This is a genomic window from Bacillus sp. FSL M8-0063, from assembly GCF_038005545.1.
Lineage (GTDB): Bacteria > Bacillota > Bacilli > Bacillales > Bacillaceae_G > Bacillus_A > Bacillus_A wiedmannii.
This window is the reverse complement of the sequence record NZ_JBBOTJ010000001.1, coordinates 226,931-250,064: the sequence shown is the minus strand read 5'-3', so window position 1 is coordinate 250,064 and position 23,134 is coordinate 226,931. Positions and strand designations below refer to the sequence as shown.

Annotated in this window: 19 protein-coding genes and 1 pseudogene; 1 reads left to right on the top strand and 19 read right to left on the bottom strand. The window is 34.7% G+C overall.

What is annotated here, in order from left to right; all coding sequences use genetic code 11:
- Window positions 1–81: 81 nt before the first annotated feature.
- The 12 genes from MKX31_RS01210 to MKX31_RS01155 all read right to left on the bottom strand — a co-directional run bounded on the left by MKX31_RS01210 (window position 82) and on the right by MKX31_RS01155 (window position 11,285).
- Window positions 82–1,332 (bottom strand): sensor histidine kinase, encoded by a 1,251-nt coding sequence (locus MKX31_RS01210; RefSeq protein ID WP_078183463.1) that lies wholly within the window; start codon window positions 1,330–1,332, stop codon window positions 82–84.
- Window positions 1,329–2,000, bottom strand: a complete 672-nt coding sequence (locus tag MKX31_RS01205; protein ID WP_001238626.1) for a response regulator transcription factor — start codon at window positions 1,998–2,000, stop codon at window positions 1,329–1,331. Before MKX31_RS01205 ends, MKX31_RS01210 begins: the two co-directional genes overlap by 4 nt.
- Window positions 2,001–2,150: 150 nt before the next feature.
- Window positions 2,151–2,855, bottom strand: a complete 705-nt coding sequence (locus tag MKX31_RS01200; protein WP_078183462.1) for a metallophosphoesterase family protein — start codon at window positions 2,853–2,855, stop codon at window positions 2,151–2,153.
- 416 nt (window positions 2,856–3,271) lie between these two features.
- Entirely contained in the window at window positions 3,272–4,648 is a 1,377-nt protein-coding gene (locus MKX31_RS01195; RefSeq protein ID WP_064477143.1) for an ABC transporter substrate-binding protein, read from the bottom strand.
- A gap of 21 nt (window positions 4,649–4,669) precedes the next feature.
- A complete protein-coding gene (locus MKX31_RS01190; protein WP_064477144.1) occupies window positions 4,670–5,491 on the bottom strand; it encodes a carbohydrate ABC transporter permease in 822 nt (273 codons plus the stop codon).
- The gene (locus tag MKX31_RS01185; RefSeq protein ID WP_064477145.1) at window positions 5,488–6,420 is read right to left on the bottom strand and encodes a carbohydrate ABC transporter permease; all 933 of its coding nucleotides are present in this window, start codon (window positions 6,418–6,420) and stop codon (window positions 5,488–5,490) included. The genes MKX31_RS01190 and MKX31_RS01185 overlap by 4 nt, the downstream gene beginning before the upstream one ends.
- Entirely contained in the window at window positions 6,420–7,517 is a 1,098-nt protein-coding gene (locus MKX31_RS01180; protein ID WP_064477146.1) for an ABC transporter ATP-binding protein, read from the bottom strand. The genes MKX31_RS01185 and MKX31_RS01180 overlap by 1 nt, the downstream gene beginning before the upstream one ends.
- The gene (locus tag MKX31_RS01175; RefSeq protein ID WP_340979748.1) at window positions 7,514–8,080 is read right to left on the bottom strand and encodes a glycerol-3-phosphate responsive antiterminator; all 567 of its coding nucleotides are present in this window, start codon (window positions 8,078–8,080) and stop codon (window positions 7,514–7,516) included. Before MKX31_RS01175 ends, MKX31_RS01180 begins: the two co-directional genes overlap by 4 nt.
- 307 nt (window positions 8,081–8,387) lie before the next feature.
- Entirely contained in the window at window positions 8,388–9,068 is a 681-nt protein-coding gene (locus tag MKX31_RS01170; protein WP_064477148.1) for a GNAT family N-acetyltransferase, read from the bottom strand.
- A 163-nt stretch (window positions 9,069–9,231) separates the two neighbouring features.
- On the bottom strand, window positions 9,232–10,104 hold the full coding sequence (locus tag MKX31_RS01165) for an ankyrin repeat domain-containing protein (RefSeq protein ID WP_000287346.1): 873 nt from the start codon (window positions 10,102–10,104) through the stop codon (window positions 9,232–9,234).
- A gap of 291 nt (window positions 10,105–10,395) precedes the next feature.
- A complete protein-coding gene (locus tag MKX31_RS01160; protein WP_064477149.1) occupies window positions 10,396–10,899 on the bottom strand; it encodes a nitrous oxide reductase accessory protein NosL in 504 nt (167 codons plus the stop codon).
- A gap of 131 nt (window positions 10,900–11,030) precedes the next feature.
- Entirely contained in the window at window positions 11,031–11,285 is a 255-nt protein-coding gene (locus tag MKX31_RS01155; RefSeq protein WP_340979747.1) for a hypothetical protein, read from the bottom strand.
- 253 nt (window positions 11,286–11,538) lie between these two features.
- On the opposite strand from MKX31_RS01155, the gene MKX31_RS01150 reads away from it, so the two are divergent.
- Complete coding sequence (locus MKX31_RS01150; RefSeq protein ID WP_064477151.1) at window positions 11,539–12,843, top strand: CitMHS family transporter; 1,305 nt, start codon at window positions 11,539–11,541, stop codon at window positions 12,841–12,843.
- A 47-nt stretch (window positions 12,844–12,890) separates the two neighbouring features.
- Here the strand turns inward: MKX31_RS01150 and MKX31_RS01145 are convergent, their stop codons facing one another.
- The 7 genes and pseudogenes from MKX31_RS01145 to colA all read right to left on the bottom strand — a co-directional run bounded on the left by MKX31_RS01145 (window position 12,891) and on the right by colA (window position 22,850).
- Window positions 12,891–13,583: a response regulator gene (locus MKX31_RS01145; protein ID WP_048562839.1), complete on the bottom strand. Its 693-nt coding sequence runs from the start codon at window positions 13,581–13,583 to the stop codon at window positions 12,891–12,893.
- On the bottom strand, window positions 13,583–15,193 hold the full coding sequence (locus MKX31_RS01140) for an ATP-binding protein (RefSeq protein ID WP_445661300.1): 1,611 nt from the start codon (window positions 15,191–15,193) through the stop codon (window positions 13,583–13,585). Before MKX31_RS01140 ends, MKX31_RS01145 begins: the two co-directional genes overlap by 1 nt.
- A gap of 153 nt (window positions 15,194–15,346) precedes the next feature.
- A complete protein-coding gene (locus tag MKX31_RS29180) occupies window positions 15,347–16,207 on the bottom strand; it encodes a methyl-accepting chemotaxis protein (RefSeq protein ID WP_392388213.1) in 861 nt (286 codons plus the stop codon).
- An 81-nt stretch (window positions 16,208–16,288) separates the two neighbouring features.
- Window positions 16,289–17,263: pseudogene (locus tag MKX31_RS29175) on the bottom strand (HAMP domain-containing protein); the annotation flags it as partial.
- 307 nt (window positions 17,264–17,570) lie between these two features.
- On the bottom strand, window positions 17,571–19,145 hold the full coding sequence (locus MKX31_RS01130; RefSeq protein ID WP_064477154.1) for a flotillin family protein: 1,575 nt from the start codon (window positions 19,143–19,145) through the stop codon (window positions 17,571–17,573).
- A 12-nt stretch (window positions 19,146–19,157) separates the two neighbouring features.
- Entirely contained in the window at window positions 19,158–19,706 is a 549-nt protein-coding gene (locus MKX31_RS01125) for an NfeD family protein (protein WP_001173143.1), read from the bottom strand.
- A gap of 246 nt (window positions 19,707–19,952) precedes the next feature.
- The gene (gene colA, locus MKX31_RS01120) at window positions 19,953–22,850 is read right to left on the bottom strand and encodes a collagenase ColA (protein WP_340979744.1); all 2,898 of its coding nucleotides are present in this window, start codon (window positions 22,848–22,850) and stop codon (window positions 19,953–19,955) included.
- Window positions 22,851–23,134 lie beyond the last annotated feature (284 nt).

Below are 23,134 nucleotides of genomic sequence, written 5' to 3'. Positions count from 1 at the left end.
GTATATCATACATGTTATAAATAGTTTCTTAACTTTCCCTTAAAAAAAGACGACCTTGTAAAAACAAGATCGTCTTCTCACTTATATTCTTTGGTTTTTAGGGAAATTCACTTCAAAACAAGTACCCTCTCCCCATTTGCTCTCTACTAATATTTTCCCATAATGCTTTTCTACAATCCAATTTGCGATTGAAAGGCCTAATCCCGCTCCTTCTGACGCACTTCTCGCTTTATCACCTTGATAAAAACGATCAAATAATTTTGGGATGTCCTCATCTTTAACCCCTATCCCGTCATCTTTCACCCGTATACGAATTGAGCTGCTCGTTTGCGTACAATCGATTTGAATATGCCCGCCCCCATTTGTATACTTCATCGCATTATCTAACAATATGACCATCATTTGATGAATTCTCTCTCTATCACCCATAAATGATATGTCATGTTCTACTTTTAATATCATCTCTTTTTCTTGATATGAAGCAATTTCCTTATATGGATCTACTATTTCTTCTAACAATTTATCCATTTCAAATGTTTTCTTATCCATCTCAATTTGATTAGAATCCGAACGTGCTAACAATAATAAATTAGTTACAAGCTTAGATAACCGTCTACACTCCTTTGAAATCGTAGAAATATCCATCGCTTTTTCTTCTATTGTCGCAGATGGTGACTGAAATAACACATCCGTTTTTGATTGAATAACTGCAAGTGGTGTCCTTAATTCATGTGATGCATCCGAAACGAATTGCTGCTGTTTTTCCCATGAATTTTGAATGGGTATGAGTGCCCTGCCAGCTAAGAAAAAGCCAATTCCTATTGCACATAAACTTCCTACGCTACAACCTATAACAAGAATTAAAAATAAAGTATTTAGCATCTCTTCTTCAGCTGTTGTATCGCGTACAATTTGAACTATTTTCCCATCTTCTTTAAACGCAAAGGTTCTAAAATATCGTCCTTGCACTTCAATATCTTGCAAATCCCCTAACTTCTTTGGGAAAAACTGATCCAAATTCCCTTCAAAGCTAGAACGAAATTTATGGTTATCTCCCTCTATCTCTACTACTTTCCCATTCCAAGTTATTTTAGTTATCCGGGGATCTCCAATTTTAATGTTCTCCATACGTTTTCTTGGTAATATTTTAGCATCAAATTTTTTTCCAAACTGAGCCTTCATTTTTATAGATTGATCCACTTCATTATAAATACGATTATATGTGTATGAATAAATGATACTGCCTAATACACCTATCAAGATAATAAATACTAATGAATTCAATATAGTCAATCGAATGCGTGTTTTCTGAAACATGCTTCCCTTTTTCATTGTTCTTTTAATATATATCCAATACCTCGAACAGTTTGAATATCTTTCTGATAACCGAATGGCTCTAATTTTTTACGTAAATGATGTACATACACTTCTACAATTGCTACTGTCGTATCTGAATCAAATCCCCAAACACGATCAAAAATTTGTTCACGCATTAAAATCTTTCCGCTATTTTGAACAAGGTACTCTAGAAGCTCATATTGTTTTAATGTTAACTTCATGCTTTGTCCATCTACTTGAACGTCTTTATCTTTTCCGAACAGTTCAATCCCTTTATAACGAATAGTCTGCTTTGTTGTTAAACTACCGCTTCGTCGTAATAAAGCACGAATTCTCGCTTTTAACTCTGGAGCCTGAAATGGCTTAACGATATAGTCATCCCCACCAAAGTCCAAGCCTTTCACGCGATCTTCTAAAGAATCTCTCGCTGTCAAAAATAGGACTGGTGTTTCAATCTTTTCATCACGTATTTTTTGAATTACTTCAAAACCGTCCATTTCTGGCATCATCACATCAAGCAAAATGGCGTCATATATATTTTGTAATGCTAGAAATAATCCATCTTCTCCATTCAATGCTGTATCTACTTCAAATTCATCGCGTAATATTTGGACAATAGACTCTAATAAAGAAGCATTATCTTCTACTACGAGTAAGCGCATATTCTCACCTTCCACCATATCGTTCAATCCTATTTATAATTATATTTTAACGTTTTTCTCAATATAAAATTTGAAAGATTTATTATAAAAATTCTTCCTTAAATTTTTCTTAATAAAAAATTGAAAGAAATAAGATTCCCCTTATCTCTTTCAACTTTTTACTACGTACACCTTTTTACTCGGCAATTCTAAACAATTTAACTGGCCACCATATACAGCACCGCCATCAATCCCTATAATACGATTACTCCCAAAATACACGCCACAATTCTCACTACCATGAAACGTTTTTGTTTCCGTATGACCAAATACAACAACCTTTTCACCACTATACCCACTATGAAACTCATTACGTATCCACATTAACGTATATGGTTCACATTCCGAAACTCGCTTCAATGGCTCAACACCGGCATGTACAAATATATACTCTTCTGTTTCAATGTAATGATCTAATTCTTGAATAAATTTTACATGTTCCTCTAAAACATGCGATTGTAAAATTGGTTTTTGGAAGGCTTCTTCATTAACTACAATATCTTCATCTACAAAGCCATAGCTGTATAAAGTCTTATCTCCACCATTCCTTTTTACCCAATGGTTCCATGAACGTTCTTCATCAGTCGTTAACGCTTTAATCATCATATCTTCATGATTACCCTTTAGAACGAGGGCTCCCTCTTCTTTTAACGCTTTTACCTTTTCAATTACAGCACGCGCATTGGGACCACGATCTACATAATCCCCTAATAAAATCAATTGATCCTGTCTTGCATCATATTGAGCTTCTTCTAATAACTGTTCGAACTTTTCTATTTCTCCATGAATATCACTAATAACAAGAATTCTTTTCATATTATCCCCCTTCTTTCTAAACCACTCTCTTTCTAATTATAGTTCAAAACAACAGAAATTTCTGAATCCATATTCAAAATCACATTTATTACAAATAAAACGATTGTCCTTACAACAATGTAAGTCTCTTGTCATCCAATTTGATAGTTGCAAGTGCTATATTTCCTTATACTAAAAGTAAGAAATGAAACAAAAAACAAGGAGAGATGAGACATGAAAAAAGTGATGGAAGTTGTAGTAGCGGTGGCAGAGGTTTTCGTAAATGGCAAACAAGTTGCAATGGAGTTAAACAAATAATGAAAAGGACAAGATTCATTCTAGACCCTTTACTCATATAAAAGAGATGAGACTTCTTCATTTTTTTGATCCCTTATCTCCTTGAAAAAGCCGTATCCTTTTTCGGATACGGCTTTTTCTTATTTTTGACTCGTACGAGCTGAAATACTAATTGCTCTATCAGTTGCTTTGGCAGCTTCATCTAACGCTTCTTTACTATTCTTTCCGTCATACATTGCTTCTAATGCTTTTACAACTGCATCTCGTGATTCTGGGAATACACTAATTAAAGCCCCTTGAGTTGCTGGAGATTGCTTCGTCGCTTGTAATTGTTCCACTGTTACTTTTAGCTGTGGATATTTTTCATATTGCTCTTTTACTAATGGTTCATTGTATGCATCTGGATTAATAGAGAAATAGCCTGTTGCAGTATGCCATTTTGCTTGTACGTCTGGCTTCGTTAAATATTTCATAAAGTCCCAAGCACCTTGTTGTGTTTCTTCTGAAACCATATTCGTCATCCATAATGATGCTCCGCCAATAACAACACCATTTTGTTTCGAATCCTCTGGATATGGAATATATGACACGCCTACATTAAACTTAGATGCATCAATTAAGTCGCGAACACCAGCTGAAGAATCTAAATACATAGCAACTTGTCCAGACTGGAACGCGGCACGAATATCATCCCAACTTGCTCCATATTTTCCAAGTGCGCCAGCTTTATTTAAATCATCTAACATTCCAAATACTTTCTGTCCTTCTTTATCGTTAAATACCGCCTTCTTTGCAGCATCTTTGCGACCGTTTTCGTTATCTACATATAAAGCACCTTGTGTCGCTAACAATTCTTCAAAGAACCAACCATAATTCAGCATGGAGAATCCATATTGTTTTACATTTCCGCCTTCTTTAATCGTTAACTTTTTCGCTGCTTCTTGTAATTCCGCATACGTTTTCGGAGCTTTTTCTGGATCTAAGCCCGCCTTTGCGAAAGCATCTTTATTATAAATTAGTACTGGTGTAGATGAATTAAATGGCATAGAATACATTTTTCCATCAACTGAATAATAATTTGTAATTGCTTTTTCCAACTTTGAGGTGTCGTACTTATCTTTTTTTATCCAACTATCAATTGGCGTAATCTTTTTGCTATCAATCATATATTTTGTTGTAATTTCACTCGACTGAACAAGAGCTGGCGCTTCTTTCGTAGCAGACATCGTTCTAAATTTCGTTAAAGACTCTTCATATGTCCCTTGGAACTCTGCCTTTATCTCGTATTTATTCTGTGACTTATTATAGTCTGCAACAAGCCCATCTAGTACGCCTTGTGTTTTTCCACCCATCGCATGCCAAAAACGAATTACAGTCTTATCACCATTTTTTTCAACTGGTGCTACTTTTGCCTGCGCTTCAGATTTCCCCTCCGTTTTACTACTTGAACAAGCGGCACTAGATAATGCCATTGTTGCTGCCATTAATAGAGCAGCACCTTTTTTAACTAAACTCATTTTAATCTCACCTTCTCTTGGTTATTTAATTGCACCTTTTGTTAATCCTTGTTGTAATTGCTTTTGCCCTACAAATAGTAAAATCAGTGTTGGAATGACAATAACCGTAACACCGGCCATTACGCTTCCCCAATCAGTTGCAACTTCTTGAGACTGAAGCTGCTTTACACCAATTTGAACTGTTCTTACTTTTTCATCAGTGGTCACTAAGAGTGGCCATAAGTACATATTCCATGTTGTTAAAAAACTATATACTCCAAGCGTAATAAAACTCGTTTTACAATACGGAATTACGACGCTAAATAAAAACCTTACATTTCCAATCCCTTCAATAAAGGCTGCTTCTTTCAGTTCATTCGGAAGCGTCATAAAATGTTGACGTAACAAGAAAATACCGAAAGCTGTTGCAAAAAACGGCACTGTCATCCCAGCAAAGCTATTGATCCAACCGAAGTTTTGAATCGTTAAAAAGTTCGGTACCATCGTTGCTTCCCACGGAATAAGCATCGTTGAAATAAACAGGAAGAAAATAAGGTTTCTTCCTTTAAACTGTAGAAAGACAAAAGCATAAGCCGCTAAGCTTGATACGATAAGTTGTCCAATCATAACGACTGTCGATACAACTAAACTGTTATACAAGTATGTCAAAAGCGGTACTTTTTGAAAAATATTAATAAAATTATCAAAAGTAAATTGGGTCGGAAATAGCCTTCTCATTTGAATATCATCTGGTGTCATAAAGCTTATTAAAAACGCATACAGTACAGGAAAAAACACCATTACTGCACTAATAATGAGCAGCATATATAATAGGAAATTTTGTTTCCACTGTTTAACGATCATTTATAATGCACCTTTCTCTCAGCAAACTTAAATTGAAGTAATGTAGTAATGAAAATGAAAACAAATAATATCATCGCTTGTGCACTTGCTGTTCCAAATTGATGATTCACAAACGCCTCTTTATAAATCGAGTACACAATTAAATTTGTTGCATCATTTGGTCCACCGTGCGTTAAAATATCAATTTGTCCAAAGCTTTGGAACGCACTAATTAACGTTACTGTCACGATAAAGAATAAAGTTGGTGATAGCATCGGTAATGTAACACGACGAAGCTTATATAAATAGCTAGCGCCATCTATAGATGCACTCTCATATAAAGACGTATCAATATTTTGTAAACCACCTAATATAACTAAAAATGCAAATCCTGTATTCACCCAAACCGTTGTAACCGATACAGAGAACAATGCCCAATCTGGACTCGTTAACCATGCGATTGCAGGTAGATTCATAGAGGCTAATATATTATTAAATAACCCGACACTTGGATGAAATAAAAATAGCCAAATCACCGCACTAGCAGCTACTGATATTCCCATAGTGGAAGAAAATAACACACGGAATAACCCAATACCTCTTACTTTTCCATTTGCAATCAATGCAAGAAATAAAGCGAATATAATACTCGTAGGCACTGTATATACAACAAATAATAAAGTTGACTTTATGCTTTTGTAGAAAGCAGGATCAGAAAATAAGTATTGATAATTTTCTAAGCCAACGAAAAGATTAGCTTCTCCGTGTATATCTGTTAAATAAAAGCTATAGTAAATCGTCCTAAATAATGGATAAAAAAGAAAAATCGAAAATAGTAAAATAGATGGCGCCAAAAATAATAATCCTATTCTTAAATCTTTCGTTTTACTCCATAAACTCTTCTTTTTTGACACTTTTGCTTGTGCTGGTAACTTGCCTACCTCAATCATTATTTCGCCACCACTTTCAACTCTTCTTCAGCTACCACTTTTAATCGTTCATTCGTATTTTGGTGAAAGAAGCATAACTTATCTTGCGAGAATAATAATTTTACTTTGTCACCTTTGTTCAGGAGTAGCTGTCCAATGACTTTTGCACTCCAAGTTATTCCATTTACCGCGAAATTTAATATAGATTCGTTCCCTAATACTTCTACAGATTGTAACGTGAATTCTTGCCCTTCCTCAGACAGTTCAATATGTTCAGGACGCATGCCTATTCGAATTGTTCCTTCTGGTAATTGCTTTAACAGTCCATTAGATAATGGAATTTGCAATTCCCCTATATGTAATACACCTTTTTCTTTGTCCATTTCTCCATCATTTATATTCATCGAAGGAGACCCTATAAAGCTTGCAACAAATTCATTCGCTGGTTCGTTATATATATCAAGCGGTGTTCCAACTTGCTGTATGCTCCCTTTATTTAAGACCATGATACGATCTCCCATAGTCATCGCTTCTATTTGATCGTGAGTAACGTAAATCATTGTAATTCCTAACCGTTGCTGAATTTCTCTAATTTCAATCCTCATTTGCGCACGTAATTTCGCATCTAAATTCGAAAGTGGTTCATCCATTAAACAAATTGGTGCTTGACTCACGATCGCCCTAGCAAGCGCAACACGCTGTCTTTGTCCCCCTGATAATTGTCCTGGCTTCATTTTTACATACTCTTTCAGTCCTACCATTTCAATTGCTTCCATTAATCGCTTTTGTCGCTCTTCTTTTTGTACTTTTCTTACCTTAAGTCCGAATAAAATGTTTTCTTCTACAGATAAGTGTGGATATAGCGCATAATTTTGAAATACCATTGATAGATTACGGTCTTTCGGCTCTAAATCATTTGCAACATGTTCATTAATAATTAAATCCCCCGAAGAAATCTCTTCTAAGCCAGCAATCATTCGTAATAGTGTACTTTTCCCGCATCCTGAAGGTCCAACTAAAACAAAAAACTCGCCCTTTTTAATGTGAACCGATACACCTTTAACCGCTGTCTCTTCCGCATTTTTATACACCTTTGAAACATTTTTCAATTCAATCACAAGATTGCACTCCTTTTTTCTTCTTGTATCCATACTTCATAATGACTCGTTGAAATTGCACTTGCTCCTGCACGAATAGCAATTTCCGCATCTTCTCGTGTTTGAATCAGTCCGCCTGCAATAATAGGAAATTCTATTTCCTCTGCTAACCGCTTAATAATGGAAGGCATAATCCCAGGCATAATCTCTACCGCATTCGGTTTAGTCGTTTTACAATTCTCAATTGATTTTGTAAGAGATAAAGTATCAACAATAAAAATGCGTTGAATCGTTTTTAATCCAATTTTATTAGCATTTCGAATTGTCGAACCTTTTGTTGAAATAATACCCTGCGCCCCGATAACATCTTGAATATACAAAAGAGCTTCCTCTGTATTTGTATTTAAACCTTGTATAAAATCACAATGAAGAAATACATCATGTCCATGCTTCTGTAATTCATATACACGCTCTGGTAACTCCAGCATTGAACCAGTCATAAGAAAAACTGTTTTCGGTAATTTTTTGTATGTTTTGTACCCTTTCCAATATTTTATTATCGAAATATAAGGTTCTTTGAACATTTGTTCCACCTAGCTTTTCTATTTTTATCCAAACTAAAAACACCTACTTACATAGAACACCTTTCTCCTTATTTGAACTCTAGGAAATAGAGCACACCTAAGAAAGTGGCACGTTATATGTAAGCGGGTGTTCTCAAATGTTCTCTACCCTAGTTATTCTGTTACCTTTACTATATTACTCATTTATTAAGTCAGTTTTGATAGATTGTTAATTAGGTGTTAATCGAATGTTAATATTCACCATATTTTTTTAACAATAATCTAAATATACGAATGAACCCCAACAGCAAACAACTACTTTTAAAATTTAAGTGATATGCAAATTCATTCCATAGTTAATCAATTTTAGTTTTCTCGCAACTGCTTGTGAAGCATAATTATCCCAAGAAGTACTATAAAGTGGAATGCGTTTTTCTTCTTGTATTGATATCGCCCAGGCTGTAACAACATCAGTACCATATCCATTCCCTTGAAACTCCGCTAAAGTTTCCACACTCGCCTCAGCAGCTACAGGCGTACTCCTAGCACTGCAACATATAGAAACTACCTTTTCATTTTTTACAATTGCAAAGTAAGGTTGCCTCCATTCCATCTGTTCTATTAGATTAGGAAAATTTTCTCGCAAAAGCTCTTTATTCTTCCCTGTTATCTGTATTGTTCTAGTTGGCTTATGTAAATTATTAGAGAACATGAAAGCAGGGCCCATCCAAATATTTTTCACTGTTCTTTCTTCATTTAATACATCAATGATCTTTGCTATCTCTATATGATTTGAAGGTTCTCGAATTAATTTCTCAATCTTACCTACCGTTCCATCATCCAGATCACAATGATATCTCGTTATACTCCCTTCACGAGTTCTGCCAAGAAAAAAGCGTGGTGCTTTCGGATTCCCTTGTTCATTTACATATTTCATTTTTCCTACTTGATTATGAACAAATAAAACCTCTACCTGAATTGCTATTAAATCAAGTTCTGAAAGCCTCATTTATATCCTCCTTAGTTACTCCATATACCATTCATAATCTATTTTTCATGCCCAAAACAAAAATCCCATTCAAATACACATTACTGAATCCATCATACTAAATGACTTCTTCATTCTGTCTATCTAAATGAGATTATTTCGTACTTTTTATTTCTTTATCTTGTTATTCCACTGGTTGTGGTTGTGGCTGTACGACTTCATTCGCTCCAGCTAACCTCAACATATTTGCAATATCTTTAAAACCTCTTTTTTCAGCATATTGCAGTGGCGTAATATTTTCCTTATTGGCCATATTTACATCTGCCCCGTGGTCAATAAGCATTTGAATTACTTTCTTATGATTTTCACTACCGTTTCCTAATACGATTGCTTCTACTAAAGCCGTTCCACCACGAGCATTTCTATAATTCACATCAATATCTGTATGCTCTAACAATTCTTTTACAACCTCTATATGGCCACGTTCAGATGCAGAAATGAGTGCTGTTCCACCTGATTTAGTAATTTCTTTCGTATTAACCCCTGCATTAATTAGTAGCTTTACAATGTCTGTATATCCTTCTCTACTTGCATAAAGAAATGGATTACTTTGTTTCTCATCTTTACTTTCAATATTAGCACCTGCACCAATTAATGCTTTAACTGTCTCTACATGATTTTGATACGTTGCTGCAAGGATAGGAGTTTCTCCGTTGTCACCTTCTACGTTTATATTAGCTCCATCTTGAATCAACTTCATAGCTGTTTCCGTGTCACCAAGAGTCGCAGAAAGTAGCAACTGTTTGTCCATTAAATTTATACTTTTTTCTTCTTTAGGTTCTTCCTGTTCTTTATGCTTTTCTTTTTTCTTTTCGTTTTTCACATGAACCGGTTTCGATTCTGGCTCCTCTTGCTTATCGCAAGCCACTACCGTCATTAAAAGTCCTAATAACATACATAATAAAATTTTTTGTTTTCTCACAACTACAGCTCCTATGAAAGATAATGTTTTCTTAACCATTCCTCCATCACATACAATAACTCTTCTTGAGTACATTTATCCATAAGCCCTTTATATTCCTTCTTTAATCGGATTATCTTAAAACCTATACTATGTTTCTCAACCTATTGGAATGATGTGCCTGATGGCCTCATCATTAACATTATGAAGCAATTAGTTTAGCACGATTTTACCGCATTTGTATACATTTCTAAAAAGTACATAAATAATTGCTTTAGGTTACTATATTCCATTGTAACCGTTCTTCTAAAAATTTTACACCTTTTCTATATTTGCACCTGAGTAATACTAAAAAAAGACAACTTATGTAGTTGTCTTTTTTTAGTATTAATGATGACCACCGTGATTTCCCTTTTTCGGGTTCCCCATCATCTCTTTATTCATTTCCCATTTATGCTCTGCTAGCTCTTTATATGAAAGAACTTTCCCTTTATAGTTAGACACAAAACTCTCTGCATCCTTTTTATTTTCAAATGAAATGACATTATAAGCCATCGGTGTCGTTATTGTTTTATCATATACGTAAGTCGCATCTTCTAATGAAATCCACTCTTTCGAATCATAATCTCGAACAAATTTTTCTTTCGTCTTTTCTCCTGGATTAATCTCCATCCATTTATACATACAACCGATATCATCAAACTTTAACGCTTTTCCATTTTCTAAAATGACTTCTGTTGCAAATTGATTATCCATTACCCCAATTTGGCAAATATCACACTTATCATGTTTCTCATCAATTGCTACAGCCTCTACTTGTTTCTTACCACATCCTACTATTGTAAAGACAAAGAATAAGCATATAGCAAGTGTCACATACTTTGTTCTCATTTTACTTCCTCCCTAACCGTATCTTCCACAAGGAGCATATCAAAAAGTTGTGTGAGATTTGTGAAAAAATAATGTACTTTTTGTAATATAAAGACCAAAAAAGATGTGTAGCCATTTCTACACATCTCTCATCATTCACAACCTGTAATTAATAAATCATCTTCTAACTTAACTAATAATGTATCTGTATTAATTTGCTGCCCAGCAACTACATTTACTAATCTTATATTTCCACTAATACAAACCGCAACTTTTTCAAGCTCACCGTTATTTTTTCGAATCATCATTAAATTTTCCCACTCATATACGTAAGAAGATTCATTAACAAAAATCTCTTCTACTTTTCCTTCATAAGAACTATAAATCTTTTCAATTCTCGTTTTCATATAAAATCTACTCCCTATTTCACACTTCAATATTTTCATCTTATTCTACCATTCTTACGGAGAGCAGCTTACTTTTTAAAAATTCAAATTAACTACCGTGAACAAAATGACCAAAATAAAAATTATGCTTCTAATGATGTTATTTTTCAAATTATTTACCATTTGAATGAATACTTTTATGATAAATAAAAAACACTTTTTCTGAATTTTCATTACATTTTGAAAGCGCAATCATTTTTGAGGGGGAGATTACATGTTAGCACTACTTGGATTTGCGATGGTATGTGTCTTTATGTTTTTAATTATGACGAAACGTATGTCAGCACTAGTAGCATTAATATTAATTCCAATTACTTTCGCATTAATCGGCGGTTTTTATGCAGATATGGGACCTATGATGTTAGAAGGAATTCAAAAACTAGCACCTACTGGTATTATGCTTATGTTTGCTATTTTGTATTTTGGAATTATGATTGATAGCGGTTTATTCGATCCCGTCATTAGTAGGATTTTGAAATTTGTAAAAGGAGATCCTTTAAAAATAGTTGTTGGTACAGCGATTCTTACGATTATCGTTTCATTAGATGGGGATGGAACAACAACGTATATGATTACTGTTTCCGCAATGTACCCACTATATAAACGCCTTGGAATGAATCCACTTATATTAGCTGGGGTTGTTATGTTAGGAGCAGGAGTGACAAATCTTACACCTTGGGGCGGACCGACAGCTCGGGTTATGAGTGCTCTTGGACTAGACGCATCAGAGCTCTTTACACCACTTATACCAGGGATGATCGCTGGTGCAATTTGGGTCGTTTTCGTTGCTTACTATCTTGGCAAAAAAGAAAGAAAACGATTAGGAATTATGGATGTACAATATTTAAAACAAATGCAAACGATGGATGAGCAAGCTGCCACAGTAGAAGCTGCCGTTCATAAACGCCCTAAACTTCTATGGATTAACTTTTTATTAACTGTTACCTTACTTGTCTGTCTCATACTAGAAGTTATGCCGTTACCTGTTTTATTTACAATCGCTTTCGCCATTGCTGTTATGCTTAACTATCCGAACTTAGAACAACAGAAAGAACGTATTGCTTCTCACGCTGGAAACGTATTAGCGGTTGTTTCTCTCGTATTCGCCGCTGGAATTTTCACTGGTATTTTATCAGGAACAAAAATGGTAGATGCAATGGCTCAAAGTGTAGTTACTCTTATACCTGACGCTCTTGGACCACAACTACCGATTATTACAGCTCTTCTTAGTATGCCGTTCACATTTTTCATGTCCAATGATGCATTTTACTTCGGGGTACTACCTATTTTAACGAAAGCTGCCGCTGCTTACGGAATTAGTGCAGCTGAAATGGGACGCGCTTCATTACTCGGGCAACCTGTTCACTTATTAAGTCCTCTTGTCGCCTCCACGTATTTATTAGTCGGAATGGCCAAAGTTGATTTTGGTGAACATCAACGCTTTACGTTACTTTGGGCTGTTGGAACGACAATGGTGATGTTAATTACGGGAATTGTAATCGGAATTATTCCGATATAAGACGTGAAAAAACAGTAGAAGAAATGTAATTCTCTACTGTTTTTTTGTTATGAAGAAACAAGAAAATACCTTCTTTCTGGTCTCCCTACACTCCCATATATAAGCTCCGCATGAACTTTCTTTCCAGATATTAAATACTCTAAATAGCGCCTCGCTGTTGATCGGCTTACCCCAACCATTGAGCTTAACACTTCTGCCGTAATACCTTCTTCATCAACTGTTAACATATGCTTTTTTATTTTTGCTAAAGTTAAAGGATCTATCCCTTTCGGGGCATATTCTATTTCATTTCCCTTTACGCCTCTTTGAGACCATAAATGTTCAATTTGCTCTATAGATAATTGATTAGTTTTCTTTAACTGCAAAATCTTTTTTTGGTAACTTTCCAAACTCGCCCTAAATCGATCAAACATAAGTGGCTTTACGATATAATCTGTTACTCCGCCTCGTAGAGCGTGCCTCACTACATCTGTTTCCGATGCAGCTGTAATCATAATAATATCTGTATCATGCAAATTATGCCTAATATATGTGACAAGTTCCGTTCCTTGCATATCAGGTAAGTACACGTCTAATAAAACGAGCTGTGGCTTCACAAGCTCTAGCCATTCTTTCGCTTGTTCTCCAGTCGTTGCTGTTCCAATTACTTTAAATCCCTCAATCTTTTCAGTAAAACGACGATGAATGTCCGCAATTCGAATATCATCTTCTACAATCAATACTTCAATCTCCTCACCCATTACAATTCGCCTCTCTCTTTTGGTAATGCAATAATAAATAATGCACCACCTAAATCCCCTTTTTCGATTGCAATACTTCCATTTAACTCTTCTACTAACTCTTTCACTTTTGCTAATCCATATCCTCGTTTCCCGCCTTCTTTCGTCGAGAAGCCTTTATAAAATATGCTAGTAATGACTTCATCATGAATCCCTTGTCCTGAATCTTCCACTTCAATTACTATCTCTTCTCCAATATCAGTTACAAACATCCTTACCTTCTTATCATTCTCTTCATTTCTTTCAATTGCTTCAAATGCATTTGTAATTAAATTTCCTAAAATAGAAACGACGTAATTACTCTCAATGTGCGGGCTTAATTTATCTAAGCTACTTTCTCGATCTAGCATAAAATCAATCTTTAACTCTCGTGCTCTATTATAGAATCCAATTAAAATTCCACCTAACCATGGATTTTGAATTCGCTTCATAATAAATTGAACAAAATCTTGATATACCGCTGTTTCCTTATGAATAAGCTCTAAAGCATCTTCATATGATTCTAACTGGATAAGACCTGAAAGCGTATACAACAAATTATTATATTCATGCGTTTGCGCTCGTAATGCCTCTGTATATTGCTTCGTCTGAGATAACTCTGCCGTTAACTGATCCATTTCAGATTTCAAACGTAAACTCGATACAACGCCAGTTACTTTATTCTTTACTTTAATAGGTAGACGGTTCGCAATAACAGCCTGCCCTTTTATATTTAATTGACGATCAAACTGTTCTTCACCAGTTTGAAGTACATCTAGTATCGTTGAATTAGGAATTACATTTAAAATAAATTCTCCAATAATATTACGCTGTTCATCTAACGAAAGAATATCATAAGCCGCTTGATTGACTAAACTAATCATGCCATTTTGATCAATGACAATAATCCCTTCACGTACAGATTGAATCACTGTACTATGCTCTTCATATAAAGATGAAATTTCTTCTGGCTCCATCCCAAACATCATTCTTTTTATACTTCCGGCTAAATATATAGAACCAATTATCCCGATTAAAAGACCTATTACTGTAATCCAAAATACACGCTTTCCATATACTTCTACCGCTCCATGAATATCATTCATTGAAAATCCAACAGACACCACGCCAATAATTTCATTTTCCTGATTACGGATTGGAACTTTGCCACGTAATGAAGGGCCTAATGATCCAGTTGCTTTCGAAACATAAGACTTCCCTTCTAATAGAACGCCTTTATTATCTCCACCAACCATTGCTTCTCCTATTTTATCTCGCTCAGGATGCGCATACCGAATCCCCTCTTTATTTCCAACTACAATAAAGTCAGCATCTGTATCAATTCGAATTTTTTCTGCAATTGGCTGAATAATAGAAGCTGGGTTTTCTTTTTGAAAAGCTTCCTGGATTTCAGGTATAGCGGCAACTGTTTTCGCAACATGCAAAGCCCGTTTCCCAATTTGCTCTTCTACCGTTTCAGACAATATGTAATAAAATAAATAACTTGTTAATAGAAGTACGACTAGAATAAGTGTACTAATTGTTATTGTAATTCTCGGTTGCAGTTTTAACTTTTTAAATTTCAAAACCATTCCCCTAACATAATTAAAGATAGAATTTAACGAATTTACAGTCTTTTATAATTACACCTAATCATAACACGGTTACTCTATATTTCTTTATTTTTATCTTCACAAAAAAAAGAAACGAGATACAATTACTACCTCGTTTCTTAACATTTTTTATTACACTTTAAATTTCCCAATCATCTCTTGTAATTCTTCTGCCATTTGCGATAAATGAACTGCTGCTGCATTGATTTCATCTACTGAAGCTAATTGTTCCTCTGAAGAACCAGCAATATTTTGAACGCTTGCTGCATTTTCTTCAATCGTAGCTGCAATTTCATTAATAGATGCACTAACTTGTTTTGCATCTACTGTCATTTGTTTCGCTACTTCTACCATACTATCAATTTGTACAACTGTATCATCTGTAGACTTCAATATTTCAGTAAAGCTTTGCTTCGTTTCATTTGCAACTACAAGTCCTGATTGTACTTCTGTTCCAACTTGCTTCATAGAGCTTACTGTTTCTTTTATGTCAAATTGTATCTCTTTTACTAATTTTCCAATTTCCGTAGAAGACTGTCCTGATTGTTCTGCTAACTTTCGCACTTCATCTGCTACAATTGCAAATCCTCTTCCTTGTTCTCCAGCTCTCGCAGCCTCAATTGCAGCATTTAATGCTAATAAATTTGTCTGCTCTGCAATATGTTGAATTACCTCAAGGATTGCTCCAATTTGCTTCGATTTATCATCTAACAACACAATCACTTTATCTGATTGTGAAACAGACTCATGGATTAATTGCATTTGATTCACCGTTTGTTCAACTAACTTCCCACCATCTTCAGCCTTTTTCTTCGTATACATAGATGCTGTGGATACTAATGAAGAACTGTCTGCCACACGTTGAATTCCTTCTGTAACTTCTTCTAATAATGTCGCGCCTTCTTCGACTTCTTTCGTTTGTATTTCCGCTCCACTCGACACTTGCTCTATCGCTTGTGTAATTTGTTCCGTCGCTTCACTCGTCTGCTTCATACTAGCTGTTAATTCTTCTGAAGATGCCGCTACATGACCTGCTGAAGTATTTATATTGGAAATGACATTCTGTAATGATGCTGCCATCTCGTTAAAGCTTTCTCCTAGCTGTCCAATTTCATCTTTAGAATGAACTGCAATAGATTCTGTTAAATCGCCTTCACTAATCTTTTTCGATGATATAACAAGTTGTTTTAACGGATTAATAATAGAAGCAATTATGAAGTAAATTAAAATCCCGCCAATTATTAATGAAATACCAATAACAGTTATCGTTTTATAGAAAATAGGTTCAGCTGCTTCAATAATTTCTTTTGAAGGCATAATTCCTGCTATTTTCCATCCAGTTTTCTTATTCGTTTTAAAAGTAATATTACGGTCTTCACCCTCTAATGAATAATGAAAATCACCAGATTCCTGTTTATAAAATTCCTTACTAAGTTTCTCTTCTAATTTCTCTCCCGGCTTCATTTTCGGGTGTGCTACTACATTTTTATCTTGATCAAATATTGCTACATACCCTTCCTTACCGATATTAACCATCTTGGAAGTAGTAACAATATCATTAATTATTAAGTCAATCCCAAGAACGCCACTTTTATCCTCATTTTGTTTCGCTAGTGTAATAACAATATTCCCTGTCGTTTGTGACTTATATGGAGCAGTTACAATTACCTCTCCGCTTTTCTTCACTGCCTCTTTATACCAATCTCTTTCTGTAGGATTATATCCGTCTGGCATCTGAATAGCTGGTGATTGAATAAACTGTCCATTACTAGATCCTGTATAGATTGCTTCCATTTCTGGATGTAATTTGTTGTATTCTTCTAGTTTATTTTGGATGTTTTGAATTTGGTCTGCTTGGTAACTTGAGTGTGTGAATAATTTCGTAAAATAAGTTGCATCTACTTTTTTACTATCTAATTCCTTGTTAATTACATTATCCAAAATTTTTATATTATCTTTCGCCGAGTTTACAATCGTTTCATTAAAATTCGTCTTGGCCTGCTGATAAGACGTCCAACCAATTACAATACTTGGAAGAATTAAAATCATAACAAATGATACAAGTAACTTTGCTTTTAAACTACTACTCCTTAATTTCCCTTGAAACATATTTCTACCCCTCCATACCGTTTTAAATGTAATTGTTTTACATTTAATTTCTTTATATAAATCATACGATTCAAATGTATCAATGCGACTCTCTATCTCTTTCTCTATTGAAGAGTTGATACATACCTTTTTCATTCTATATAAATTAAATAATTAAAACAATATATAAAAATGTATATTATTCGAAATATTATAATTCACTGAAGAACCTCTAGTATCTCACTTACTAGAGGTTCCTCCCGCTTTACTATTCTTTATCTTTTTCTACTTCTTTTTTCGCATCTTCTACTACAGATACAACAGGTTTATCGTTTGATAATTGTTGTACTGCTCCTTTTCCAGCAAATCCTTCTAATAACTCTTTTAAATCAATGCCAGAAGAAGCTTTTAATGTTTCTTGCATCGTTGCCATTAAATCAGTCGCATAACCTGCAACTTTTCCGGCGCCGCTATTTTTACCACCACCGCCTGTATCGACAACTGTAATTTTATCAATGTTGCTAAGCGGGCTTGCAATTTCCTTCGCATAACTTGGAAGCATGTTAAGAACCATATCCATAATTGCCGCTTGACCATATAACTCAAATGCCTCTGCAATTTTTTGTTTCGCTTCCGCTTCTGCTAAACCTTTTAATCTGATAACATCTGCTTCCGCTGTACCTTGTGCTTTTTGTACTTCTGCTTTTGCTTGACCTTGCGCTTTTTCGATTTCCGCCTTCGCTAAACCTTCTACACGAACTTCTTCTGCACGTGCTCTTGCTTCCGCTTCAATTTTATATTGATCTGCATCTGCTTTTTTCATTTGTTTTACTTTTTCCGCTTCTGCTGATTGTTCAACAGCATAGCGATCTGCATCTGCCTTTTTCTTTACTTCTGCATCATATTGCTTTTCACGACGCGCAATCTCTTTTTCTTCTAATTCAATTTGCTTTTCACGCTCAATGATTTTAACGCGCATTTGCTCTTCTGTAACACCTTGTTGCGCTTTTGCTTGTTGTAATTCATAGGAAAGATCTGCATCTGCGCGAGCTTGTTCTTGGTCTCTCTTATAAGATTGTACTTTTAACTCTTTATGTTTTTCAGCTTCAGCGATTTGTGCATCACGTTGATACTCAGCTTCTTTCGCTTCTTTCTCAGCACGAGCTTTTTCAATTCGTGCCTCTTTTTCACGCTCTGCATTTGCAACTGTTGCATCACGCTTAACCATCGCAATTTGTGGCTGACCAAGTGCATCTAAGTAACCGTTCTTATCCATGATTTCTTTAATTGTAAAGGAAACGATGCGAAGTCCCATCTTCTTTAAATCTGTAGAAGCTACTTCATGTACCTTTTGAGCGAATTGCTCTCTATTACTATAGGCATCTTCTACTGTCATAGAAGATAAAATAGCACGTAGATGACCTTCTAAAACTTCTTTTGCTTCTATTTTCAACTCTTCTGTTTCTTTTCCTAAATATTGTTCAGCTGCTGTAGAAACTTCTTCAATAGTAGATCCTACTTTAATAATAGAAACACCATTTACTGTAATCGGTACACCTTGTTTCGTATACGTATCACGTGTTCCCACTTCTAATTTGTAGTTTAATAGACTTAAAGGCTCTGCTCTTTGCATAATCGGAACTACGAAAGTACCGCCACCACGAATAATCTTAATCTTCTTTCCATCATCAGTGGTAACTACATTTTTCCCGCCACCAAGCCAGTTTCCAGTAACAATTAATGCTTCATCTGGTCCAACTGTTCGATACTTTGTAATGAATACTAAAATGAGTAGAATTAAAATTGCGAGTAATACTCCACCGATAATTAATGGAATCGTCATGTAAATTCCCCCTTATAATTTTGGTTTCTTTAAAGAATAAGCGATGTTCTGTACAAGTAAAACACCATCTTGGACTCCCTCGATAATAACTTCCGTTCCTTGTGAAATATCTTTCTTTCCAACTGTTTTAGCTAGGATTGCATTGTTTCCAAATTGGGAGGAAATTAATACTTCACCAAACCCTTCTGTAGGAATAGTCGTAATGACCTCTCCCTTACAACCAATGAATTCATCCATACGCTGCACAGTGTTTTGTTCTGCTTCTGCAATCGGCTTTAAAATTAATATTTTCATTATGAAGACACCAATAAAGGATATAGCAAATGCAGCCCCAAAAATAAGAATGCTATTAAAGGAAAATAAATATTCTCCTATATAACTAAGTCCACATAACATGGCGAAAAAACTAAGTAATAAAGTAACAACGGATACCGATCCGCCTCCAAAACTAAATATGGATTCAAATATATCTCCAAAAAAGATATAAATAACAGTAAGTATAGTAGCAATAATAAATCCGTATAAATAAATTGTTTCAAGTGGATAACCAAACAAAGCCATTTCTTATCCCCCTTTCTTAAACAATCCCTTTTTTGTTATGTGTATGCCCCACCTCTTTCAAAGATTATAGTTCTTAATTTTCAGTTATTTACCCTTTAAAGAAAAGCCTGTAAGACAGGCCCCTAAAAAAGAACAGGAGAAACCTATTGTGACAGGCTCCTCCTAGTAAATAACCGATATATTATATATCTATATAATATACTATTTTCCACAAAAAGTAAAGTTAAACATACATTGGAAAAGCGTTTATTTTAGTGATAATGAGTACGTTCCATCGCCATTATCATATTTATATACATACAAATAATACTTACCTGGTTTTGCATTAAATTTTGCCTCTATATGATTTCCATTAGCTTGACCGTAAGCGGCATAATTTTGCATATCTGATTCATGGTGAAGCACCCATGTCATCCCAATTCCATACTCATTTAAAACGGAAATATCGATATTTTTCGTTGATGCTACATTAAATGTATAAACATCGGTGTGATCTCCGCCGATAAGGCTACCTTTTATAGTAGTGTTTAGCCCAATACGATTCGCTTCCTCTGGACGATTATTTGGTTCTAATTCTGTTAAACTTCCATCTTTAATCGTAACAGTGGTTTCGTTTCTGCTCTCTTTACCTTTATCATCTTTTACTCTTAACGCTACTTTATAAATTCCTTCTCTTTCATATGCATGTATTGGATTAACTTCTGCACTTGTGCTGCCATCTCCAAATTCCCATAAATAAGAAACAATTTTTCCATCTTCATCATTTGAGCCATCACTTTTAAATTGAATTCCTTCTTTTACAAGCCCATTATAAGGTCCATTTATATTAACCGTTGGAGCTTTATTTTCTCCATCATCTTTTGCGATACCGTGGAAGACTACATCATATTCAAATTCCTTTGAACTATTCACACGATAATTGACGAAGTATGCTGTAACAGTTTTGTAGCCACTCCATTCTTTTTGCGCCAGTTGTTCTAGTGCTTCATTTACTCGTTTACTCATTTCGTTCCAGTCTTCTGATTCACCTTTTGTTACACTACCTGTAAATGTGCCTTCTAATGTAAATGTATTAAAGAATTGGGAGCTATGTTTTGTCATTTTTGCCTCTTTCATCGGCAACGTATCACTAATTTCTTTCTCTACTGCTGTTAACGATTTTGGTGCATGTTCAGCTAAATAATCATCTGCTACTTCCGGTACATTATATTTATCTTGATTATCAATTAGCTGTTGCATATACTCTTGATACTCTTTATTTAGTTTAGAATCTTTACTTAAATTCTCACGATAGGCATCATAATTTTTCACGTCATTTGCACGAATTAAATCTTGAATTTTATCAAATGTTTCAAATTGATGTGTATATAAATAAGATTGCAATGCGAACGAGTAATTATAGAAATCCCAAGAACCATATTTAGCAAATAATGTGCGCTCTGCTGTATAACGGCTTGCAGGATCAGATGATAATCCACTAATGATGCTCTTTCTCGGTACTACATTATTTGTACGAGTAGATCCTGCGAAAAATTCTGCATTTCCTTCTTGGAACCAAGTTAATCTCTCATTTTGATACATATCTCCTCTTCCAAATAAACCTGGCACTTCAAATCTACCTTGAAGATAATGAGTAAACTCATGACGGAATAACTCTTCTAAACTATAAATACTTTGTTCTGGCGTACGCTCATATGTAAAGAATGTACCTGTTTCTTCTATATAAATGCCACCGTTGTTTGTTTCATATCCATACAGTTGTCTGTTTAACTGATATTCGTCTGGAGTATTATAGATTACTATCGTTAATACGTCGTCTGCATTACCTGGCTCTAATGCTTTGTCATTCCCAATTACACGATGATACTGTGCTTTTACTTCCTTTGCAGCCCAGTATAGTCTCTTAATTTTTTCTTCTGATACTTTATCTCCTGTTTTAAATACGATAGATCCATCGTCGAATGTATACGTTTTTGGTAAGTACTGTTCTTTTCCTTCTTTACGTATCGTCTCTAAATCTACCGTATTACCGCTATAATCTTTTCCGTTATAATTTGTTGTAATTTGTTCTACTGCAACAAAATACGGCTCACTTAAACGCGGATACATATGCATTGCTTGTGTAACAACCTCTAAACCTTTATTTGGATTACTATGAAACTTCCCTAAACGACTAGCAAAATAAATTCCATTATTAACGAGCCACTTATTTTCTGGTGTTACTTCATTTAAAAGAGCAATACGATTTATTTCACTAATAAATCCATCTATTTTCCCGTACCACATTGTATCTTTTGCCTCTTTACGAGTTTCAAATAAATAAGATTGCATATCATAATCAATACCTTGCATCATATCGTATACAGCTTGTCCTTTCATACGATCGTCTGCATAAGTATGAAGATTATCATTGTATTGTTTTAAAATATTCGATGCGTATTGAACCGTTTCCACATCACTTGAAGCATTACTAATTAATTTACCGTATGCAGATACGACTGCATCTTGCTCATATGTACCAAGCTTAAAGTTTGGATTGGTTGCAATTGCTTTTAAAGCAGGTAAACATTTATCCTGGAAGCTTCTCTCATTTAAATCGCTTAATTCATTATTGTAAAATGCGAGGTAAAAAGCTGAACGTAACACTTCCGTAAACGTTTGAATTCCTTTTGAATCATCTTTCGTAAATGTACTACCTCTATGAGCTAATTCATCTATAACTGCTTGCATTTTCCCTTTGTCTTTATAAAAGGCCTTTGCATCCTCATTGAACTGGAATAAGTCTGTAATTTGATTCCATTTAATACTTCCTATCGTTTCAACTAATTCTTGATTATTCATTTTGTTTAAATCAGCCATTGAATAGCTTTCTTTCATTTGCTTTACTTCTGAGCTCTTCATACTAGACGCTGGTCGCTGTGAAAAGTCTCCTACTTTTAAACGTTCTTGAAACGATAATGTTTCCTCTGCTTTAGAAACATGTCCAATCTCATCTACTGGTTTTTCTATTCCAACTGGTTTCGAATGCAATACATTATATGGTACCTTTTCTTCTGCTGATACATTCGTTTGAATTGCTCCTAATGATAGCGCCATTGTACTAATACTAAGCATCACTTTATTAATCTTTGATTTCTTGTTCATATCATTGCCCCCTATTTATATATTCCCTTGAAGAATTTAACATAAAATCTAGATACAACAATATAAAATGCAATATTTCATATTATTTCTTCCTACAATTTGTATATATCGTGAACAAATCAACCTTTATCTCCCGCCAATAATCTGCTTTCTTCCATTTCTAATACACTTAGAAATGCCCAGCAATATCCTTCTCTCATAAAAAAAGACATCATCATATGCATGTTTCTAATGAAACTGCCATGATAATGTCCTCTCGAAAAAGCAAAAATTAGTTATATCTA

Bases quoted from the DNA above. Each gene is read 5' to 3' on its own strand.
- colA (WP_340979744.1), bottom strand. From the start codon at position 22,850: ATGAACAAGAAATCAAAGATTAATAAAGTGATGCTTAGTATTAGTACA.
- MKX31_RS01195 (WP_064477143.1), bottom strand. From the start codon at position 4,648: ATGAGTTTAGTTAAAAAAGGTGCTGCTCTATTAATGGCAGCAACAATG.
- MKX31_RS01140 (WP_445661300.1), bottom strand. From the start codon at position 15,193: ATGGTTTTGAAATTTAAAAAGTTAAAACTGCAACCGAGAATTACAATA.
- MKX31_RS01125 (WP_001173143.1), bottom strand. From the start codon at position 19,706: ATGGCTTTGTTTGGTTATCCACTTGAAACAATTTATTTATACGGATTT.
- MKX31_RS01190 (WP_064477144.1), bottom strand. From the start codon at position 5,491: ATGATCGTTAAACAGTGGAAACAAAATTTCCTATTATATATGCTGCTC.
- MKX31_RS01145 (WP_048562839.1), bottom strand. From the start codon at position 13,583: ATGGGTGAGGAGATTGAAGTATTGATTGTAGAAGATGATATTCGAATT.
- MKX31_RS01205 (WP_001238626.1), bottom strand. From the start codon at position 2,000: ATGCGCTTACTCGTAGTAGAAGATAATGCTTCTTTATTAGAGTCTATT.
- MKX31_RS01165 (WP_000287346.1), bottom strand. From the start codon at position 10,104: ATGTACTCAAGAAGAGTTATTGTATGTGATGGAGGAATGGTTAAGAAA.
- MKX31_RS01200 (WP_078183462.1), bottom strand. From the start codon at position 2,855: ATGAAAAGAATTCTTGTTATTAGTGATATTCATGGAGAAATAGAAAAG.
- MKX31_RS01175 (WP_340979748.1), bottom strand. From the start codon at position 8,080: ATGTTCAAAGAACCTTATATTTCGATAATAAAATATTGGAAAGGGTAC.
- MKX31_RS01155 (WP_340979747.1), bottom strand. From the start codon at position 11,285: ATGAAAACGAGAATTGAAAAGATTTATAGTTCTTATGAAGGAAAAGTA.
- MKX31_RS01185 (WP_064477145.1), bottom strand. From the start codon at position 6,420: ATGATTGAGGTAGGCAAGTTACCAGCACAAGCAAAAGTGTCAAAAAAG.
- MKX31_RS01160 (WP_064477149.1), bottom strand. From the start codon at position 10,899: ATGAGAACAAAGTATGTGACACTTGCTATATGCTTATTCTTTGTCTTT.
- MKX31_RS01210 (WP_078183463.1), bottom strand. From the start codon at position 1,332: ATGAAAAAGGGAAGCATGTTTCAGAAAACACGCATTCGATTGACTATA.
- MKX31_RS01130 (WP_064477154.1), bottom strand. From the start codon at position 19,145: ATGACGATTCCATTAATTATCGGTGGAGTATTACTCGCAATTTTAATT.
- MKX31_RS01150 (WP_064477151.1), top strand. From the start codon at position 11,539: ATGTTAGCACTACTTGGATTTGCGATGGTATGTGTCTTTATGTTTTTA.
- MKX31_RS01170 (WP_064477148.1), bottom strand. From the start codon at position 9,068: ATGAGGCTTTCAGAACTTGATTTAATAGCAATTCAGGTAGAGGTTTTA.
- MKX31_RS29180 (WP_392388213.1), bottom strand. From the start codon at position 16,207: ATGAAGCAGACGAGTGAAGCGACGGAACAAATTACACAAGCGATAGAG.